The sequence below is a fragment of the Streptomyces coffeae genome (assembly GCF_016741875.1).
Classification (GTDB): domain Bacteria; phylum Actinomycetota; class Actinomycetes; order Streptomycetales; family Streptomycetaceae; genus Streptomyces; species Streptomyces coffeae.
This window is the reverse complement of the sequence record NZ_JAERRF010000043.1, coordinates 37706-55593: the sequence shown is the minus strand read 5'-3', so window position 1 is coordinate 55593 and position 17888 is coordinate 37706. Positions and strand designations below refer to the sequence as shown.

At 72.8% G+C, this 17888-nt stretch carries 15 protein-coding genes and 1 pseudogene; 12 read left to right on the top strand and 4 right to left on the bottom strand.

The genetic code is table 11. From position 1 onward, the window contains the following. The 4 genes and pseudogenes from JK363_RS38325 to JK363_RS38310 form a co-directional block, all read left to right on the top strand. Positions 1-148, top strand: a pseudogene (locus JK363_RS38325) (flavodoxin-dependent (E)-4-hydroxy-3-methylbut-2-enyl-diphosphate synthase); the annotation flags it as partial. Between the two features lie 181 nt (positions 149-329). Then, positions 330-1175: a GNAT family N-acetyltransferase gene (locus JK363_RS38320; protein ID WP_201882734.1), complete on the top strand. Its 846-nt coding sequence runs from the start codon at positions 330-332 to the stop codon at positions 1173-1175. A 25-nt stretch (positions 1176-1200) separates the two neighbouring features. Beyond that, positions 1201-1767, top strand: a complete 567-nt coding sequence (locus tag JK363_RS38315; protein ID WP_201882733.1) for a GNAT family N-acetyltransferase — start codon at positions 1201-1203, stop codon at positions 1765-1767. Between the two features lie 97 nt (positions 1768-1864). Then, the gene (locus JK363_RS38310; protein WP_201882732.1) at positions 1865-3574 is read left to right on the top strand and encodes a proline--tRNA ligase; all 1710 of its coding nucleotides are present in this window, start codon (positions 1865-1867) and stop codon (positions 3572-3574) included. Positions 3575-3683: 109 nt separating this feature from the next. Here JK363_RS38310 and JK363_RS38305 read toward each other — a convergent pair whose 3' ends face one another. The 3 genes from JK363_RS38305 to JK363_RS38295 are packed head-to-tail and all read right to left on the bottom strand — an operon-like array spanning position 3684 to position 5867. Further along, a complete protein-coding gene (locus tag JK363_RS38305) occupies positions 3684-4628 on the bottom strand; it encodes an aminoglycoside phosphotransferase family protein (RefSeq protein WP_201882731.1) in 945 nt (314 codons plus the stop codon). Positions 4629-4685: 57 nt separating this feature from the next. Next, positions 4686-5189 (bottom strand): ferritin-like domain-containing protein, encoded by a 504-nt coding sequence (locus JK363_RS38300; RefSeq protein ID WP_201882729.1) that lies wholly within the window; start codon positions 5187-5189, stop codon positions 4686-4688. Positions 5190-5210: 21 nt separating this feature from the next. Beyond that, positions 5211-5867 carry a hypothetical protein gene (locus tag JK363_RS38295; RefSeq protein ID WP_307822035.1) on the bottom strand — a complete coding sequence of 219 codons (657 nt, stop codon included), beginning with the start codon at positions 5865-5867 and terminating at the stop codon, positions 5211-5213. Between the two features lie 137 nt (positions 5868-6004). On the opposite strand from JK363_RS38295, the gene rimP reads away from it, so the two are divergent. The 8 genes from rimP to JK363_RS38255 all read left to right on the top strand — a co-directional run bounded on the left by rimP (position 6005) and on the right by JK363_RS38255 (position 14399). Continuing rightward, positions 6005-6517, top strand: coding sequence for a ribosome maturation factor RimP (gene rimP, locus JK363_RS38290; RefSeq protein ID WP_201882728.1), 513 nt, complete (start codon positions 6005-6007; stop codon positions 6515-6517). Positions 6518-6519: 2 nt separating this feature from the next. Next, complete coding sequence (nusA, locus tag JK363_RS38285) at positions 6520-7512, top strand: transcription termination factor NusA (protein WP_201882727.1); 993 nt, start codon at positions 6520-6522, stop codon at positions 7510-7512. Positions 7513-7609: 97 nt separating this feature from the next. Beyond that, positions 7610-7897, top strand: coding sequence for a YlxR family protein (locus tag JK363_RS38280; RefSeq protein ID WP_201882725.1), 288 nt, complete (start codon positions 7610-7612; stop codon positions 7895-7897). A 151-nt stretch (positions 7898-8048) separates the two neighbouring features. Then, positions 8049-11186, top strand: a complete 3138-nt coding sequence (gene infB, locus JK363_RS38275) for a translation initiation factor IF-2 (protein ID WP_201882723.1) — start codon at positions 8049-8051, stop codon at positions 11184-11186. 133 nt (positions 11187-11319) lie between these two features. Beyond that, on the top strand, positions 11320-11616 hold the full coding sequence (locus JK363_RS38270) for a DUF503 domain-containing protein (protein WP_201882721.1): 297 nt from the start codon (positions 11320-11322) through the stop codon (positions 11614-11616). Between the two features lie 85 nt (positions 11617-11701). Beyond that, positions 11702-12175: a 30S ribosome-binding factor RbfA gene (gene rbfA / locus JK363_RS38265; RefSeq protein ID WP_201882718.1), complete on the top strand. Its 474-nt coding sequence runs from the start codon at positions 11702-11704 to the stop codon at positions 12173-12175. Continuing rightward, on the top strand, positions 12172-13098 hold the full coding sequence (gene truB / locus JK363_RS38260; protein WP_201882717.1) for a tRNA pseudouridine(55) synthase TruB: 927 nt from the start codon (positions 12172-12174) through the stop codon (positions 13096-13098). Before rbfA ends, truB begins: the two co-directional genes overlap by 4 nt. Before the next feature lie 347 nt (positions 13099-13445). Beyond that, the gene (locus JK363_RS38255; RefSeq protein ID WP_201882716.1) at positions 13446-14399 is read left to right on the top strand and encodes a bifunctional riboflavin kinase/FAD synthetase; all 954 of its coding nucleotides are present in this window, start codon (positions 13446-13448) and stop codon (positions 14397-14399) included. A 101-nt stretch (positions 14400-14500) separates the two neighbouring features. On the opposite strand, the gene JK363_RS38250 is transcribed toward JK363_RS38255, so the two are convergent. Further along, positions 14501-17545 (bottom strand): MinD/ParA family ATP-binding protein, encoded by a 3045-nt coding sequence (locus JK363_RS38250; protein WP_236076468.1) that lies wholly within the window; start codon positions 17543-17545, stop codon positions 14501-14503. Positions 17546-17888: the final 343 nt, after the last annotated feature.

Here is a 17888-nt window from a genome sequence, read left to right as displayed (position 1 = left end):
TCAGATCTTCGTCAAGGGCGAGGTCATCAAGACCGTGCCCGAGTCCAAGATCGTGGAGACCCTGATCGAGGAAGCCATGAAGATCGCCGAGCAGATGGAGAAGGACGGTATCGCCTCCGGCGAGCCCCAGGTCTCCATCAGCGGCTGAGTCCCACCGCCCGTATCCGGCCGTCCCGATCCGTATCCGGCCCGGCCGGACCGCGCGGGTGCGGACCACGGCGTAGGTGGCCCGTCCCGCCTGCGGGGTACAGTGCGGAGAATCGACTCCCTCTTGGCCCGCAGGCCCGCGTCCGGCCCGCAGGCCCGCGACCGGTGAGGCAAACACTCACGTGCTGACCACCTCCACCACCAGGGTCCTCGAGCCCGGCGAGCTCGACGCGGCCCTCGCGGTCCTCGACCGCGACCCGGTGTCCAACGCCTTCGTCGCCGCCCGGGTCCAGGTGGCCGGTCTGGATCCGTGGCGGCTCGGCGGCGAGATGTGGGGCTGGTACACCGGCGGACGGCTGGAGTCGCTCTGCTACGCCGGGGCCAACCTGGTCCCCATCTGTGCCACCTCCGAGGCCGTCCGCGGCTTCGCCGAGCGCGCCCGCCGGGCCGGACGCCGCTGCTCCTCCATCGTCGGCCCCGCCGACACCACCGCCGAGCTGTGGTCCCTGCTCCAGCCCAGCTGGGGACCGGCCCGCGAGGTCCGCGCCCACCAGCCGCTGATGGTCACCACCTCGATGCCCGCAGGCGTCCCGCCCGACCCGCTGGTGCGCCGGATCCGCAAGGACGAGATGGACGTGATCATGCCCGCGTGCGTGGCCATGTTCACCGAGGAGGTCGGCGTCTCACCGCTCGCCGGTGACGGCGGACTGCTCTACCAGGCCCGGGTCGCCGAACTGGTCACCGCCGGGCGCTCGTTCGCCCGCGTGGAGAACGGCCGGGTGGTCTTCAAGGCCGAGATCGGCGCCGCCACCCCGCACGCCTGCCAGATCCAGGGCGTCTGGGTCGCCCCCGAGTACCGCGGTCGCGGCCTCTCCGAGACCGGTATGGCCGCCGTACTGAACTACGCCCTGCATGAGGTCGCCCCTGTGGTGAGCCTGTACGTCAACGACTTCAACACCGCTGCCCGCGCCGCCTATCGCCGTGTCGGATTCCAGGAGGTCGGCGCCTTCATGAGTGTGCTGTTCTGATCGACGGCCCAGTAGGGTCTGGCCCATGGTGCATCTGCCCGGGGAGCGGTCCCCGGACCCCGAAGGCGTCGCCGTCGGGCCGCTCGACCTCGCCGCGCGCGTGGACGACGCCCTCGCCGTCCAGGCCGTGGCCTTCGGGCTCACGGCCGAGGAGGTCGGCGTACGGCGCCATATCGTGCTGCGCCACCTCACCAGCCCCGGCGCCCGCGCGCTGGGCGCCACCAGCCCCACCGGGCGGCTCGTGGGCTTCGTCTACGGCATGCCGAACGACCGCACCCACTGGTGGTCCACCGTCGTCCAGCCCTATCTGCGCGCCGCCGGACACGAGGACTGGCTCGACGACTCCTTCGTCATCACCGAACTGCACGTCCACCCCGCGTACCAGAACCGCGGCATCGGACGCCGGCTGATCACCGCCATCACCGACGGCGTCTGCCAGCCGCGCTCCCTGCTGTCCGCCATCGACACCGACAGCCCCGCCCGCGGTCTGTACCGGTCCCTCGGCTACACCGACCTCGCCCGCCCGGTGCTCTTCCCGAGCGCGCCGAGCCCGTACGCGGTCATGGGGGCGCGCCTTCCGCTGCGCCGCTGAGCCGCCTCGGGTACTGCGCGGGGACAACGCATTTCCCGGTTGTGCACACCTGCGGCTAACCTCCTGCACATCCCATACCGCACGCAGGAGAGACCTCATGGCCCACGCCGTCAACGTCCAGCGCATGTCCACGATGATGCTGAAGACGCTGCGCGAAGACCCGGCGGACGCCGAGACCGCCAGCCACAAGCTGCTCGTCCGGGCCGGTTACGTCCGCCGCGCCTCGGCGGGCATCTGGACCTGGCTGCCGGTCGGCAAGAAGGTCCTGGAGAACGTTTCGCGGATCGTCCGCGAGGAGATGGACGCCATCGGCGCCCAGGAGGTCCTGCTGCCCGCGCTGCTGCCCAAGGAGCCGTACGAGGCCAGCGGCCGCTGGGAGGAGTACGGCGACCTGCTGTTCCGCCTCAAGGACCGCAAGGGCGGTGACTACCTCCTCGGCCCCACCCATGAGGAGATCTTCACCCTGACGGTGAAGGACCAGTGCACGTCCTACAAGGACCTGCCGGTCACCCTCTACCAGATCCAGACCAAGTACCGGGACGAGGCCCGCCCCCGCTCCGGTGTGCTGCGCGGCCGCGAGTTCCTGATGAAGGACTCCTACTCCTTCGACACCACCGACGAGGGCCTGGCCGAGTCCTACCGGCTGCACCGCGAGGCGTACCGCCGGATCTTCGAGCGCCTGGGCCTGGACTACCGCATCGTCTCCGCGGTCTCCGGCGCGATGGGCGGCTCGGCCTCCGAGGAGTTCCTCGCCCCGGCGGCGGCCGGAGAGGACACCTTCGTGGACTGTCCGAACTGCGACTACGCGGCCAACACCGAGGCCTACACGGTGACCGTCCCGCCGGTCGAGGGCGGTACCCACGGTCCCGTCGAGGAGCTGGACACCCCCGACACGCCCACCATCGAGACCCTCGCCGAGCACCTGGGTATCCCGGCCTCCGCGACCCTGAAGAACCTCCTGATCAAGGTCGACGGCGAGATCACCGCGGTGGGCGTCCCCGGCGACCGCGAGGTGGACCTCGGCAAGCTGGGCGAGCACCTCGCCCCCGCCGAGATCGAGCTGGTCACCGCCGAGGACTTCGAGGGCCGCCCCGACCTGGTGCGCGGCTACGTCGGCCCGCAGGGCCTGGCGGGCACGTCCTTCCGCTACATCGCCGACCCGCGCGTCGCCCCCGGCACCGCCTGGGTCACCGGCGCCAACAAGGCCGACACCCACGCCCGCAACGTCGTCTGCGGTCGCGACTTCGACGTCGACGACTACCTGGACGTTGCCGTGGTCGAGGCGGGCGACCCCTGCCCGAAGTGCGGCGCGGGCATCGAGCTGGACCGGGCCATCGAGATCGGCCACATCTTCCAGCTCGGCCGCAAGTACGCCGACGCCTTCCAGCTGGACGTGCTCGGCCAGAACGGCAAGCCGGTCCGCGTCACCATGGGCTCCTACGGCGTCGGCGTCTCCCGCGCGGTGGCCGCCCTCGCCGAGCAGACCCACGACGAGTCCGGTCTGTGCTGGCCGCGCGAGGTCGCCCCGGCCGATGTCCACATCGTCGCCGCGGGCAAGGCCCTCCAGACCGAGCTGGCCGTCGACATCGCGGAGAAGCTGGGCACGGCGGGCGTGCGCGTCATGGTCGACGACCGCGCGGGCGTCTCCCCGGGCGTGAAGTTCACCGACGCGGAGCTGATCGGTGTCCCGACCATCCTGGTCGTCGGCCGCGGCGCCAAGGACGGCGTGGTGGAGCTGAAGGACCGCCGCACCGGTGAGCGCGAGGAACTCCCCCTCGACGACGCCATCGCCCGTCTCACCGCCTGACGCCCCCTACGGAACGACGCCCGGCCCGCCGCCCAGCGCGGCGCGCCGGGCGCCGTCATACCGGGGCGGGGACGCGTGGCCGCCACGCTGGCCCCTGTGGAGACGGGCCTCAGAGCCAGCCCGCGAACTCCAGCAGGAGCTCGGCGCGGGGGCGGTTGCCGGTGCCGGCGTGGTGCAGGGCGGTGGCCACCGCGCGGTAGAGGGTCCAGCCCCGCAGCCGGTCGCGGTCCATGTCCAGGGAGTCGGCCAGCTTGGCCACCCGGCGGCGGGCCGCCGCGGCCGGGCCGGGTCCCGCGGCCAGGTCCTCGCAGCGGTCGAGCACCAGCTGCGCCAAGTCGTAGGCGCGCTCGCCGACCAGAGGGTCGGGGCCCACCGCGAGCCAGGGCGCCCGTTCCCCGGCGAGCACCTTGCCCTGCCGGAAGTCACCGTGCAGCAGGACCGTTTCGGGAGGCTCCGCGAGCAGTTCCGCCCGCAGTCGCACCGCCTCCTCGGCCAGCGGGCGCGCGTCGGCCGCCCAGCTACCGGCGGGGAGCAGCAACTCCACCTCATGGCCCTCGCCGGTGCGCTCCGCGACCGTGCCGAAGGGGTGCTCATCGGGCGGCGGTACCCACAGCCGCCGTACCGTGCCCGTCGCCTCCAGCAGCGCCTTCGCCTCCGGCAGCGAACGCACCGAGACGGCGCTGCTCAGCCGTTCGATCAGCAGCGCACCGGTGCCGGGGTCGGCGCGCAGCAGACGGGCCGCGCCCCATCCGTTCCAGTGCGCGAGCGCGGCGCGCTCCCGCTCCGCCTCGGGCCCGGGGACGGGCAGTTTCAGCGCCGCCGGGGTGCCGTCCGCCTGCTGTACCAGGGCGACCAGGCTGCCCAGGCCGCCGGGCGTCACCACCCGCTCCGGGGTCAGCTCCCAGGCGTCGAGCAGCTGGCCCACGGTGTCCGGCAGGGCCTCCAGCCAGCTGCGGACGGGGCCTTCCGGAGCGTCGCTCAGCGCGTCCAGCAGCCGCTTCGGCGGGTGGAAGGGGGCCGTATCCCGTCCACCGGGCTGCGGTGCCGATGCCATGCCTGAGCCGTCCCCTCCATCAATGTCATCACCATCACCGTTCGCTTCACGGCCCCGTCACAGCGCGTCGGCCGGACCGCTCGCCGACGAGGACGGGGCGGCCGAGGCAGCGTGTTCGGTGAGTCCAGGGAAGGCTACGCCGCTGCCGCGCCAGCGCACCGCCCGGACCGCCGCCTCACGCAGCGCGCCCGCCGCCTGACGGCGCAGCGAGGCGTCACCCGCCCGTACGAGATCGGCGTAGACGGCGGCGATACGGCTCTCCAGCTCCGCGGCGAGCCGCACCGCGGCGGCCGCGTCCGGTACGGCGAAGGGCAGCGCGTAGGCGGGCGCCGCGCCCGCGGGGGTGCCGCCGAGGTCGCGCACGGTGCGGACGAGCGCGTCCCGGCGTGCGCGGTGCGCCGCGTACCCCTCGCGGGCCTCCGCGAGACGGTTGTCGCCGATCCGGCCGCCGACGACGCCGTAGCCGTAGACGGCGGCGTGTTCGGCGGCGAGCGCGGCCTGTGCGGCTCTGAGCGCCGCGGCGCGGCTGCCGCCGGCCGTACGACCTGGTCGAGAGGCCATGTCAGTACCCCTTCACGGTGGTCATGAACCCGGGTCGCCCTGGGCCAGGAGATACACATGGGCGGCGCCGCAGGCCGCGACGGAGGCCAGCAGCCGGGCGAGTTCGGGCGGCGCGGTGACGAGGGCGGTGGTGCGGGCGTCGGCGATGTGCCGCTCGGCCTGGGCGAGCGCGGCGAGGGCCTGCTTCTCGTCCTTGGGCACCGCGGGCGGCCGCTCCCGCCGCGCGGACGCCGATGCGGACGCCGACGCCGAGGGCGCCCCGGACCCGGTGGGGGAGGCGGACCGCTCGTGGCCGCGGAACGCGGCGGCGTGCCGTGCCGTCTCCGCCCGCAGCGGTGCCAGGCGCTTCGCAAGGGCGGGGTGCGCGTCCACGGTCGCGTCGTAGCGCGTCAGTAGTGCGGTGGAATCCCGCGCGCCGGTGGCGCGGAGTTTTGCGACGCTCGCGCCCCCGCCGGTGTCGGGCCGGGTCTCGGAGTCGTCGGAGCAGCCGCTCAGCAGCGCGAGGGCCCCCAGCGCTCCGCCGCCGAGCAGCAGCGCGCGCCGCGGGGGCGTTCCCGCGCCCGAGGCGAGGGGCGTGGGGGAGGTGCCGGTGGGGGACGGGGGGCCTGGTGGGGGCGTGCTGATCGACACGTTCCTCTTTCCGGGCTGCGGCAGCTCCCGGCCGCCGTTAGTGATCACAGCAGGCGAGCGTACCCGCGCGGGGGCCCGAAGCCCGGCAGCGCCCACCGAATCGTCAGCCCGCCGCTGGAACAGATAGGCTTTGAGCTGAGACGCGACCTTCCCACAACAGCACACGCGGCCGAGGAGTCACCCGGATGAGCACCACCCAGAGCGAGAGGCTGCGCGGACTGCTGGAACCGCTCGTCAGCGCGCGAGAGCTGGATCTGGAAGAGGTCGAGGTGACCCCCGCCGGCCGGCGGCGTGTGCTCCGGATCGTCGTGGACTCCGACGACGGCGTGCAGCTGGACACCTGCGCGGAGCTGAGCCGGGACATCTCCGGCACGCTCGACGAGACGGACGCGATGGGCACCACCCCGTACGTTCTCGAGGTCACTTCTCCCGGCGCCGAGCGCCCCCTGAACGAACCGCGCCACTACCGCCGTGCCACCGGCCGCCTCATGCGGGCCCGGCTGGCCGACGGCGGCGAGCTGGTCGCCCGGATCACGGCTGTGGACGACGAGGGGCTCGATGTGGAGGTGCCCGGCGTGAAGGGGCGCAAGCCCACCGCCAGGCGGCTGGCCTTCAAGGAGATCTCCAAGGCCCGGGTGGAGATCGAGTTCAACCGCAAGCCCGCTGGTCAGGGCGATGAGAGCAAGGAGGAGGCGTAGCCGTGGACATCGACATGAGTGCCCTGCGGGGTCTGGTGCGAGAGAAGGAGATTTCCTTCGACCTGCTGGTCGAGGCGATCGAATCGGCCCTCCTCATCGCCTACCACCGCACCGAGGGAAGCCGCCGCCGCGCCCGCGTGCAGCTGGACCGCAACACCGGCCATGTGACGGTGTGGGCCCAGGAGGACGCCGAGGACCTGGAGGAGGGCGCCGAGCCCCGCGAGTTCGATGACACCCCCTCCGGTTTCGGCCGGATCGCCGCGATGACCGCCAAGCAGGTCATCCTCCAGCGGCTGCGGGACGCCGAGGAGGAGATCACCTTCGGCGAGTACGCGGGGCGTGAGGGCGATGTGGTCGCCGGTGTTGTCCAGCAGGGCAAGGACCCGAAGAACGTGCTGGTGGACATCGGCCGGCTGGAGGCCATCCTGCCGGTGCAGGAGCAGGTGCCCGGTGAGGACTACGCCCACGGCACCCGGCTGCGGACCTATGTCGTCCGCGTCGTCAAGGGCGTGCGCGGTCCGTCGGTGACCCTTTCGCGTACCCATCCCAATCTGGTGAAGAAGCTCTTCGCGCTCGAGGTGCCGGAGATCGCGGACGGCTCGGTGGAGATCGCGGCCATCGCCCGCGAGGCCGGTCACCGGACCAAGATCGCGGTCAGATCCACCCGTTCGGGTCTGAACGCCAAGGGTGCGTGCATCGGCCCGATGGGCGGCCGGGTGCGCAGTGTGATGGCCGAACTGCACGGCGAGAAGATCGACATCGTCGACTGGTCGGACGACCCCGCCGAGCTGGTCGCCAACGCGCTGTCCCCCGCGCGGGTGAGCAAGGTCGAGGTGGTGGATCTGGCGGCGCGCTCGGCGCGTGTCACCGTGCCGGACTACCAGCTGTCCCTCGCCATCGGGAAGGAAGGGCAGAACGCCCGGCTCGCGGCGCGGCTGACCGGGTGGCGGATCGACATCCGGCCCGACACCGAACAGCCCGGTGATCAAGGCTGATTCAAGCCGCTGTGGCCCGGAATCCAGCCGAAAACGAGTAATCGTTCGATCACTCCCCCCGAGGGGTGAGGTCGGTACAGGGAGGTAGACTTAAGCAGTGTCTGGCCGCGCGCGTGCTCGTGCCTGCCCTGAGAGAACCTGCGTGGGATGCCGGGATCGGGCGGCCAAGAAGGATCTGCTGCGCATCGTGGCGGTCGAGGGCGTTTGTGTCCCCGATCGGCGCGGTACGCTGCCCGGTCGGGGTGCGTATGTGCACCCCACACCGGTCTGCCTCGACCTGGCGGTCCGCCGCCGGGCTTTTCCTCGGGCCTTCAGGGGGCCGGGGGCGCTCGACACCACGGACGTGCGCCGCTATGTCGAGCAGGGTGAGCAGGCATCACCGTAAGTAGTTGGAAGAACGGCACGGGACACCGTGCGGTCAGGTACCTCGCGAGTCGGAAGTAGGTCGAGATTGCGATGAGCACTCGATGAGTACGCGATGAGTACGCCCATGAAGTAGCGACGGTCCGGCGTAACCCGGACCTCAAAGGAGCGAAGTGGCTAAGGTCCGGGTATACGAACTCGCCAAGGAGTTCGGAGTTGAGAGCAAGGTCGTCATGGCCAAGCTCCAAGAACTCGGTGAATTTGTACGTTCGGCGTCCTCGACCATCGAGGCGCCGGTTGTGCGCAAGTTGACTGACGCATTCCAGGGCGGCAACGGTTCCGGCCGCGCCGCAGGCAAGCCCTCGGCGCCGCGCAAGGCGACGCCCGCCAAGCCGCCGACACCCGGTCCGGGTGCTTCGGCCCGTCCGGCTGCCCCCAAGCCCCCGACGCCCGGCCCCAAGCCGGCCGCCGCCGAGGGCCCCCGCAGCACACCCGCGGCGCCCACCCCGGGCCCGCGTCCCACGCCCGCAGCCCGTCCGGCCCCCGGCCCCAAGCCGGGTCCGGCGCAGCCCGTGGCACCGCAGCAGCCGGCGGCACCGCAGCAGCCCGCGGCACCGCAGCAGCCCGAGTTCACCGCCCCGGCGGCGGCCGCCGGTCCCAAGCCGGGCCAGGCCAAGCCGGGCGCGCCCGCGAAGCCGGGTGCCACGCCCGGTCCGCGCCCCGCCCGTCCGGGTGCTCCGGGCCAGGGCCAGGGTGGTCAGGGCCAGGGCGGCCAGGGTGCCCGTTCCGGCGCACCGCGCCCCGGTGGCGAGCGCGGTCCGCGTCCGGGCGGCCGTCCGGCCGGTCCGCGGCCGGGCAACAACCCCTTCACGTCCGGTGGTTCGACCGGTATGGCGCGCCCGCAGGCGCCCCGTCCCGGCGGCGCCCCGCGTCCCGGAGGCCAGGGTGGCCCCGGCCCGCGCCCGCAGGGCGGTCAGGGCGGTCCCGGCCGCGGTCAGGGCGGCCCCGGCGGTCCCCGGCCCACTCCGGGCCAGATGCCCCGTCCGCAGGGCGCCCAGGGTGGCGGCCCGCGTCCCGGCGGCGGCCCCGGGGGTCCGCGTCCGAACCCGGGCATGATGCCGCAGCGTCCCGCCGCGGGCCCGCGTCCGGGCCCCGGTGGCGGCGGCGGTCGCGGTCCCGGCGGTGCCGGTCGTCCCGGTGGTGGCGGCGGCGGTCGTCCCGGTGGTGGCGGCGGCTTCGCCGGTCGTCCCGGTGGTGGCGGCGGCGGTCGTCCCGGTGGTGGCGGCGGCTTCGCCGGTCGTCCCGGTGGTGGCGGCGGCTTCGGTGGCGGCGGTGGCCGTCCCGGCTTCGGCGGTCGTCCGGGTGGTCCCGGTGGCCGTGGTGGCACGCAGGGCGCGTTCGGCCGTCCCGGCGGTCCCGCGCGCCGCGGCCGCAAGTCGAAGCGGCAGAGGCGCCAGGAGTACGAGGCCATGCAGGCCCCGTCCGTCGGCGGCGTGATGCTGCCGCGCGGCAACGGCCAGACGGTCCGGCTGTCGCGTGGTGCTTCGCTCACCGACTTCGCGGAGAAGATCAACGCCAACCCGGCGTCGCTGGTCGCCGTGATGCTCAACCTCGGCGAGATGGTCACCGCGACCCAGTCGGTCTCCGACGAGACGCTTCAGCTGCTCGCCGACGAGATGAACTACGTCGTCGAGATCGTCAGCCCGGAGGAGGAGGACCGCGAGCTTCTCGAGTCCTTCGACATCGAGTTCGGCGAGAACGAGGGCGGCGAGGACATGCTCGTCTCCCGTCCGCCGGTCGTGACCGTCATGGGTCACGTCGACCACGGTAAGACCCGACTGCTGGACGCGATCCGCAAGACCAACGTGGTCGCGGGCGAGGCCGGTGGCATCACCCAGCACATCGGTGCCTACCAGGTCTCGACCGAGGTCAACGAGGAAGAGCGCAAGATCACCTTCATTGACACCCCGGGTCACGAGGCGTTCACCGCCATGCGTGCCCGTGGTGCCAAGTCGACCGACATCGCGATCCTCGTGGTGGCGGCCAACGACGGTGTGATGCCCCAGACGATCGAGGCGCTGAACCACGCCAAGGCGGCCGATGTGCCGATCGTGGTCGCGGTCAACAAGATCGACGTCGAGGGCGCGGACCCGACCAAGGTGCGCGGTCAGCTGACCGAGTACGGTCTGGTGGCCGAGGAGTACGGCGGCGAGACCATGTTCGTCGACATCTCCGCCAAGCAGGGGCTGCACATCGACAGCCTGCTGGAGGCCGTGATCCTCACCGCGGACGCCTCGCTCGACCTGCGCGCCAACGCGGAGCAGGACGCGCAGGGCATCGCGATCGAGGCCCACCTCGACCGTGGCCGCGGCGCCGTGGCCACCGTGCTGGTCCAGCGCGGCACCCTGCGGGTCGGCGACACCATGGTCGCGGGCGACGCCTACGGCCGCGTCCGGGCGATGCTCGACGACAACGGCAACGCCCTGGAAGAGGCCGGTCCGGCCACTCCGGTCCTGGTGCTCGGTCTGACCAACGTGCCCGGCGCGGGCGACAACTTCCTCGTTGTCGACGAGGACCGCACCGCCCGCCAGATCGCCGAGAAGCGCGCGGCGCGCGAGCGCAACGCGGCCTTCGCCAAGCGCACCCGCCGGGTCTCCCTGGAGGACCTGGACAAGGTGCTCAAGGCCGGTCAGGTGCAGCAGCTCAACCTCATCATCAAGGGCGACGCGTCCGGTTCGGTGGAGGCCCTCGAGTCCTCCCTGCTCCAGCTCGACGTCGGCGAAGAGGTCGACCTGCGCGTCCTGCACCGCGGTGTGGGTGCGGTCACCGAGACCGACATCGACCTGGCGACCGGCTCCGACGCCATCGTCATCGGCTTCAACGTGCGCGCCGACGGGCGTGCCACGCAGATGGCCGAGCGCGAGGGCGTGGACGTCCGCTACTACTCGGTCATCTACCAGGTGATCGAGGAGATCGAGGCGGCCCTGAAGGGCATGCTGAAGCCGGAGTACGAAGAGGTCGAGCTCGGTACGGCGGAGATCCGCGAGATCTTCCGCTCGTCCAAGCTGGGCAACATCGCGGGTGTGCTCATCCGCTCCGGCGAGGTCAAGCGGAACACCAAGGCCCGTCTCATCCGCGACGGCAAGGTGGTCGCGGAGAACCTCAACATCGAGGGCCTGCGCCGCTTCAAGGACGACGTCACCGAGATTCGCGAAGGCTTCGAGGGCGGTATCAACCTCGGCAGCTACAACGACATCAAGATCGACGACGTCATCGCGACGTACGAGATGCGCGAGAAGCCGCGCGGCTGACGCGCTGCCTCTCATCCGGGGCCGGTCGGCGGGAAATTTCCGTCGATCGGCCCCGGCCCTTGCGTGTACGGTTCGAGGAGCCTGCACCAAGCCCGCACCTTCAAGGCCCCACGGGTGGCTTGACCCGGACTGCATGTATGTAGGGACGTTGTCCTTTGACCTGCTCCTTGGCGACGTACGGTCGCTGAAGGAGAAGCGCTCCGTCGTCCGGCCGATCGTCGCCGAGCTGCACCGCAAGTTCGCGGTGAGCGTGGCGGAGGTCGGCGACCAGGACCTCTATCGCAGGGCGCAGATCGCCCTCGCGGTGGTCTCCGGGGATCCGGGCCACCTCTCGGACGTTCTGGACCGCTGTGAGCGCCTGGTCGCGGGGCGGCCGGAGGTGGAGCTGCTGTCGGTACGACGGCGGTTCCACAGCGGCGATGACGAGTGACGGACGGGGAACCCGGCGGTGACGACCACCGTCGACGACCGCCCCGGCCATCGATGACCGAAGCGAAGAAGAGAGAAGAAGACGCATGACCGACACCGCGCGGGCACGCAAGCTGGCGGACCGCATCCGGGTTGTGGTCGCGGAGACCCTTCAGCGGCGGATCAAGGACCCGCGGCTCGGCTATGTGACCATCACGGACACCCGGATCACCGGCGATCTGCGGGAGGCGACCGTCTTCTACACGGTCTTCGGCGACGACGAGGAGCGCGCCGCCTCCGCCGCGGCCCTGGAGAGCGCCAAGGGCGTGCTGCGTTCCGAGGTCGGCCGTCAGACCGGGGTGCGGTTCACCCCCACCCTGACGTTCGTCCCCGACGCCCTCCCGGACAACGCCCGCACCATCGACGATCTGCTCACCAAGGCCAAGGCGGCCGACGCGCAGGTCCGCGAGGCGTCCTCGGGCGCCGAGTACGCCGGTGACGCCGACCCGTACCGCAAGCCCGGCGAGACCGCGGACGAGGACGGGAACGAGAACGACGCCAAGGGCTCCTCGGACGTATGACGCGCAAGGGCAGGGCCGGCTCCGGTGCTCCGGACGGCCTGGTGATCGTCGACAAACCGGCCGGTTACACCTCGCACGACGTCGTCGCCAGGATGCGCCGCTTCGCCGGGACGCGGCGGGTCGGCCATGCCGGCACGCTGGACCCCATGGCCACCGGCGTCCTGGTGCTCGGCGTCGAGAAGGCCACCCGGCTGCTCGGCCACCTGGCGCTGACCGAGAAGGAGTACACGGCCACCATCCGGCTCGGCCAGACCACCGTCACCGATGACGCGGAGGGGGAGATCACCGCCGCGCACGGGGCGGCCGGGGTCGAACTCGGCGCGGTCCAGGCCGGGATCGCCGCACTGACCGGCGACATCCAGCAGGTGCCGTCCAAGGTCAGCGCCATCAAGATCGACGGCAAGCGGTCCTACGCGCGGGCCCGCGAGGGCGAGGACTTCGATATCCCGGCGCGCCCGGTGACCGTCTCGTCCTTCGCGCTGCACGAGCACCGCGAGACGAAGGCGGAGGACGGCACCGCCGTCCTGGACCTGGACGTCACGGTCGTCTGCTCCTCCGGCACCTATATCCGGGCGCTCGCCCGCGACCTGGGCGCCGGGCTGGGCGTCGGCGGCCATCTGACGGCGCTGCGGCGCACCCGGGTCGGGCCGTACGGGCTGGCGGCGGCCGAGACGCTGGAGCGGCTGGAGGAGTCCCTGACGATCATGCCCATCGCGGAGGCCGCCGCGGCCGCCTTCCCGCGCTGGGACGTGGACGCCGACCAGGCCCGGCTGCTGGGCAACGGCGTACGGATCGCGATGCCCCCGGTGCCGCCGGGGGAGGGGCCGGGCGGTCCGGTGGCCGCCTTCGATCCGGACGGGCGCTTCCTGGCCCTGGTGGAGGAGTCGAAGGGCAAGGCCAAGAGCCTGGCTGTCTTTGTCTGAGCCGGCTGCTCGGCTGCGGCCGGAGCCCGAGGCCCCTGGCCGCCGTCGAAGGCCGTCCCGCACCGCGGGGCGGCCTGTGCCGTCCTGCGGTGCGTTGCGACCCCCCGATCTCTTCCCCTCCCGGTGTCTTTCCGCTGCCGCCGGTGAATTCACCCCATCGTGCGGGCGCCCGGAAGGCATCACGGGAGTGAAAGGGGGCGCATGAGGTCGTGCGAGGCCACTGGCGACCGTGGTGAACCCGGGGCCGGGCGCCAGGAGTGGCCACCGATGCAAAGGACGTGCCGATGGCATGGCACTCTTAGATCTGCGAAGTCGACAGACAAAAGTTCGGGCGAGGAGCGGGCAAAGTGCAGCGCTGGCGTGGCTTGGAGGACATCCCCGAGGACTGGGGACGCAGCGTCGTCACCATCGGCTCCTACGACGGGGTGCACCGAGGACACCAGCTGATCATCGGCCGTGCGGTGGCACGCGCGCGTGAGCTGGGCGTACCGGCGGTCGTGGTCACCTTCGACCCGCACCCCAGCGAGGTCGTACGCCCCGGAAGCCACCCTCCGCTGCTCGCCACCCACCAGCGGCGCGCGGAGTTGATGGCGGAGCTCGGTGTGGACGCGGTGCTGGTGCTGCCCTTCACGGCGGAGTTCTCCCGGCTCACCCCGGGTGACTTCGTGGTGAAGGTGCTGGTCGACAAGCTCCACGCCCGGGTGGTGGTGGAGGGCCCCAACTTCCGCTTCGGACACAAGGCCGCCGGGAACGTGGCGTTCCTGCGCGAGCTGGGCGCCACCTACGACTACGAGGTCGAGGTCATCGACCTGTACGAGCGCGGTGAGGCGGGCGGTGGCGAGGCGTTCTCGTCCACACTGGTGCGCAGGCTGGTCGCCGACGGGGACGTCACGGGCGCCATGGAGGTCCTCGGACGTCCGCACCGCGTCGAGGGCGTAGTGGTGCGCGGTGCCCAGCGCGGCCGGGAGCTGGGCTTCCCCACGGCCAACCTGGAGACCCTGCCGCACACCGCGATCCCCGCCGACGGCGTCTACGCGGGCTGGCTCACCGCCGAGGGCGAGGCGATGCCCGCGGCCATCTCGGTCGGCACCAACCCGCAGTTCGACGGCACCGAGCGGACCGTCGAGGCGTACGCGATCGACCGGGTCGGACTGGATCTGTACGGACTCCATGTCCAGGTGGACTTTCTCGCCTATCTGCGGGGCCAGGAGAAGTTCGACTCGATCGAGGCGCTGCTGGAGCGCATGGCGGCCGATGTGAAGCGGGCGCGGCAACTGGTCGAGGAGCACGGCGCCCGCTGAGGCCCGCCCCTCACCACTCAACGACGGCTCATACGGCGATCGCCCCGCCGGACCGGGATCAACCGGCCCGGCGGGGCGATCGCTTCGCGGGGTGCGCGCCGTTACTGCTGCGGCCCCGCCGGGGGCTGCTGCTGCCACGGCTGGCCCTGCGGTGCGGGCTGACCGGACGGCCACGGCTGACCCGGCTGACCCGGCTGTCCCTGGGCCTGTTGAGGCGGCTGGGGTGGCTGTCCCTGCTGCGGCTGCTGTGGCTGCTGCCAACCCTGCTGGGGGCCGGGCTGACCCGGCTGTCCCTGCTGGGGGTAGCCCTGGGGTTGGCCGGGCTGCGGGTAGCCCGGCTGGGGCTGTCCCTGCTGCGGCGGCTGCCCCTGGGGGTGCGGCTGGCCCGGCTGGGGCGCGTACGGCCCCGGGTAGGGCTGCTGCTGTCCCTGGCCCTGCTGCGGACCCGGCTGCTGCCCCTGCCCCTGGCCCGGGTACTGCCCCTGACCGTGCACGGGCATCGGCGGGGCCATCTGCGGCGGCGGTGCGCTGCCGCCGTCCGCCGTCCACAGGCCCTGTGCCTGCTGGGCACGGGCGAAGTCCTCGGCGACGAGGGCCGAGAGGTTGAAGTACGCCTCACGGGTCTTCGGCCGCAGCATGTCCAGGTCCACTTCGGCGCCCGCCGACAGATGCTCGTCGAACGGCACGACGACCACCCCGCGGCAGCGTGTCTCGAAGTGCGACACGATGTCATCCACCTTGATCATCTTCCCGGTCTCCCGGACCCCCGAGATCACGGTGAGGCTGCGCGAGACCAGGTCCGAGTAGCCGTGGGCGGACAGCCAGTCGAGTGTGGTGCTCGCGCTGCTCGCGCCGTCCACCGAGGGTGTGGAGATGATGATCAACTGGTCGGCGAGATCGAGTACTCCGCGCATCGCGCTGTAGAGCAGACCGGTGCCCGAGTCGGTGAGGATGATCGGGTACTGCTTGCCCAGGACATCGATGACGCGGCGGTAGTCCTCGTCGTTGAAGGTCGTGGAGACGGCCGGGTCCACGTCATTGGCCAGGATCTCCAGACCGGACGGCGCCTGCGAGGTGAACCGCCGGATGTCCATGTAGCTGTTGAGGTACGGGATCGCGGTGACCAGGTCGCGGATGGTCGCGCCGGTCTCGCGCCGCACCCGGCGGCCGAGGGTGCCCGCGTCGGGGTTGGCGTCGATCGCGATGACCTTGTCCTGGCGCTCGGTGGCCAGGGTCGCGCCGAGGGCGGTGGTCGTCGTGGTCTTGCCGACGCCGCCCTTGAGGCTGATCACCGCGATGCGGTAGCAGGAGAGCACCGGCGTACGGATCAGCTCCAGCTTGCGCTGCCGCTCCGCCTCCTCCTTCTTGCCGCCGAACTTGAAGCGCGAGCCGCCGACGTTGTTCTTCTTCGGCTTCTGCTTGCCCCGGATGAGCCGGTCCGACGACAGCTCGACGGCCGCCGTGTAACCGAGCGGCGCACCAGCGCCATGGGCGGCCTGACGCCGCTGGTCCGGGGTGACGACGGGCCAGCCGCCGGTCCGCGGATCGGCCGGTGCGTCCGCCCCGGCACCGGCGTTCGCGGCGGCGGCGCCGCTGTCGGGGCGCGGGTAGCCGTAGCCGTCCTGTGGCGCGGGAGCCGCGTCGGGGCGTGGGAAGCCGTAACCGCCCTGGCCTTGTGCCGGTCCTTGCGGAGCCGTTCCCTGCGGAGCTGTTCCCTGCGGACCGGGCTGCGGTGTCTGCCGGCCCTGCTGCGCAGGCTGCGGCGCGGGGGAGGGCTGCGGGTGGTGCGGCGGAACGGCGTCCTGGGGCTCCGCCTGCGGACGCGGGAAGCCGTAGCCGCCCTGCGCGGGCGCGGGCGCCGGGGGCTGCCCCGGACCGGCGGGCCCGTGCTGGTGCTGTCCCTGGTGCTCCTGATTGCAGTAGTGGGGCTGGGGCTGGGGCATCTGCGGGGGCTGCGGGATCTGGGGAGGCTGCGGGCCGGGCGCGGCCGGCGGCTGAGCGCCGGACACGGGCGCGCCGCCCTGGCCCGGTGCCTGGCCCTGCCCCTGGCCCTGTCCCGGGAACGGGGCGGGGCCAGGCTGACCGGGGCCGCCCTGCGCACCGGGAACCGGCTGTGCGCCGGGGCCGGGCCCACCCGGAACCGGACCGGGGGCGCCCTCGCCGGGGCGGGGGTAGCCGTAGCCGCTCTGCGGGGACGCGGGCGCCGGGATACCGGGCGCGGCCTGACCCTGCGTACCGGGCACCGGCGGCGCCCAGGCGGCGGACTGCGGCGGCAGATCGCCCCCGGTGCCGCTTCCGGCTCCGGGGCCGTCCGTCCGCTGCTCCGGGACCGACGCCGGGGCGGTGCCGCTCCCGGAGGCCCACGGCGCGCCCTCGTTGGGCTGCGGGGTGGGCGGAGTGGTGGGCACCGGCGCGGCCGGAGCGCCCGTACCGCCGTCCGCGCTCTGCGGCGCTGCGGGCTGGAAGTCCGGCGGCAGCGGCGGCAGTCCGGACTGCGGAGCGGCCGGAGGTGCCCACGGGGTGGCCGGCGGCTGGTCCGAGGAGGGCGCGTCCGGCGAGGCCGCGCCTTCGGGGATCGCGTCCTGGGGCTCGTCGGCGTCCGCCGCCTCGCTCCCGGCCTCGCGCCGTTCCGCGAAGTCCTGGCGCAGCGCTGCCGCGGAGAACCGCAGGGTGCCCTCGCTGCGCACCTCGCCGCCGCCGGTGGGCGCGGTGGTGTCCGCGGCTCCGGAGTCGGAGCTGTCCGGCTCGGAGGACCGCTCGGCTGCCGCACCCGAGTCGTTGTCGGAGCTTCCGGCGCTCTCGGTCCCGGGGCTCTCGGCGGCTTCGGCCGCGCGGAGTTGAGCCATCTCCGCACGCAGGGCGGCGGTGGAGAACCGCAGGGTGCCTTCGTTGCGGACGTTGCCGCTGTCGCTCTCGGCGGCGTCGGCGTCCTGGTCGGCGGTGTCCGTCGGCGCGGTGGCCGGCGGCAGCGCGTAGTCGTCGTCGGCCTTCTCCGGGGTTCCCGGGGCCGGTTCGCCCGAGTTGTCCCGCTCCGGCCGCTCGTCCCGCGCGACGCTCTTCGAGCTCTCCGCGGTGAGGTCATCCACCCCGGCGTCAGCGGTGGTGGGAACCACCGGGTTTGAGGAGAAGTCGGGCACAGAGGGCATAGCGCTCATTTCCCTGGAACGCTCATCTCCGGTCTCGCCCGGCCCGGCATCGTTCGCGGCCCGCGGATGCGTCTCGTGCTCGCCGGACCCGCTCGAAGTGGAACCGGTCGCGGGGGACGCCGTGGTGGCGGAGCCCGTCGGATCGGGCCCCGGAGGCGCGGTCTCGGTGGACGGCGCCGGGGGCGGTGGCCACGACCCCGCGAAGCCGTTCGGATCCGGAACACCCGGTACGGGCACCGGGGTTCCGGTCGGCGGCGGAGGTGAGGGCACGGCCCCCGCGCCGGCCCCCGTGTCCACTCCGGATCCGTTGGTCCCCCCGGGTGTCGTCCCGGCCGGCCCGGGT

Coding starts and splice junctions, on each gene's coding strand:
- JK363_RS38315 (WP_201882733.1), top strand. CDS start 1,201: ATGGTGCATCTGCCCGGGGAGCGGTCCCCGGACCCCGAAGGCGTCGCC.
- JK363_RS38310 (WP_201882732.1), top strand. CDS start 1,865: ATGGCCCACGCCGTCAACGTCCAGCGCATGTCCACGATGATGCTGAAG.
- JK363_RS38305 (WP_201882731.1), bottom strand. CDS start 4,628: ATGGCATCGGCACCGCAGCCCGGTGGACGGGATACGGCCCCCTTCCAC.
- JK363_RS38300 (WP_201882729.1), bottom strand. CDS start 5,189: ATGGCCTCTCGACCAGGTCGTACGGCCGGCGGCAGCCGCGCCGCGGCG.
- rimP (WP_201882728.1), top strand. CDS start 6,005: ATGAGCACCACCCAGAGCGAGAGGCTGCGCGGACTGCTGGAACCGCTC.
- JK363_RS38270 (WP_201882721.1), top strand. CDS start 11,320: ATGTATGTAGGGACGTTGTCCTTTGACCTGCTCCTTGGCGACGTACGG.
- rbfA (WP_201882718.1), top strand. CDS start 11,702: ATGACCGACACCGCGCGGGCACGCAAGCTGGCGGACCGCATCCGGGTT.
- truB (WP_201882717.1), top strand. CDS start 12,172: ATGACGCGCAAGGGCAGGGCCGGCTCCGGTGCTCCGGACGGCCTGGTG.
- JK363_RS38250 (WP_236076468.1), bottom strand. CDS start 17,545: ATGCCCTCTGTGCCCGACTTCTCCTCAAACCCGGTGGTTCCCACCACC.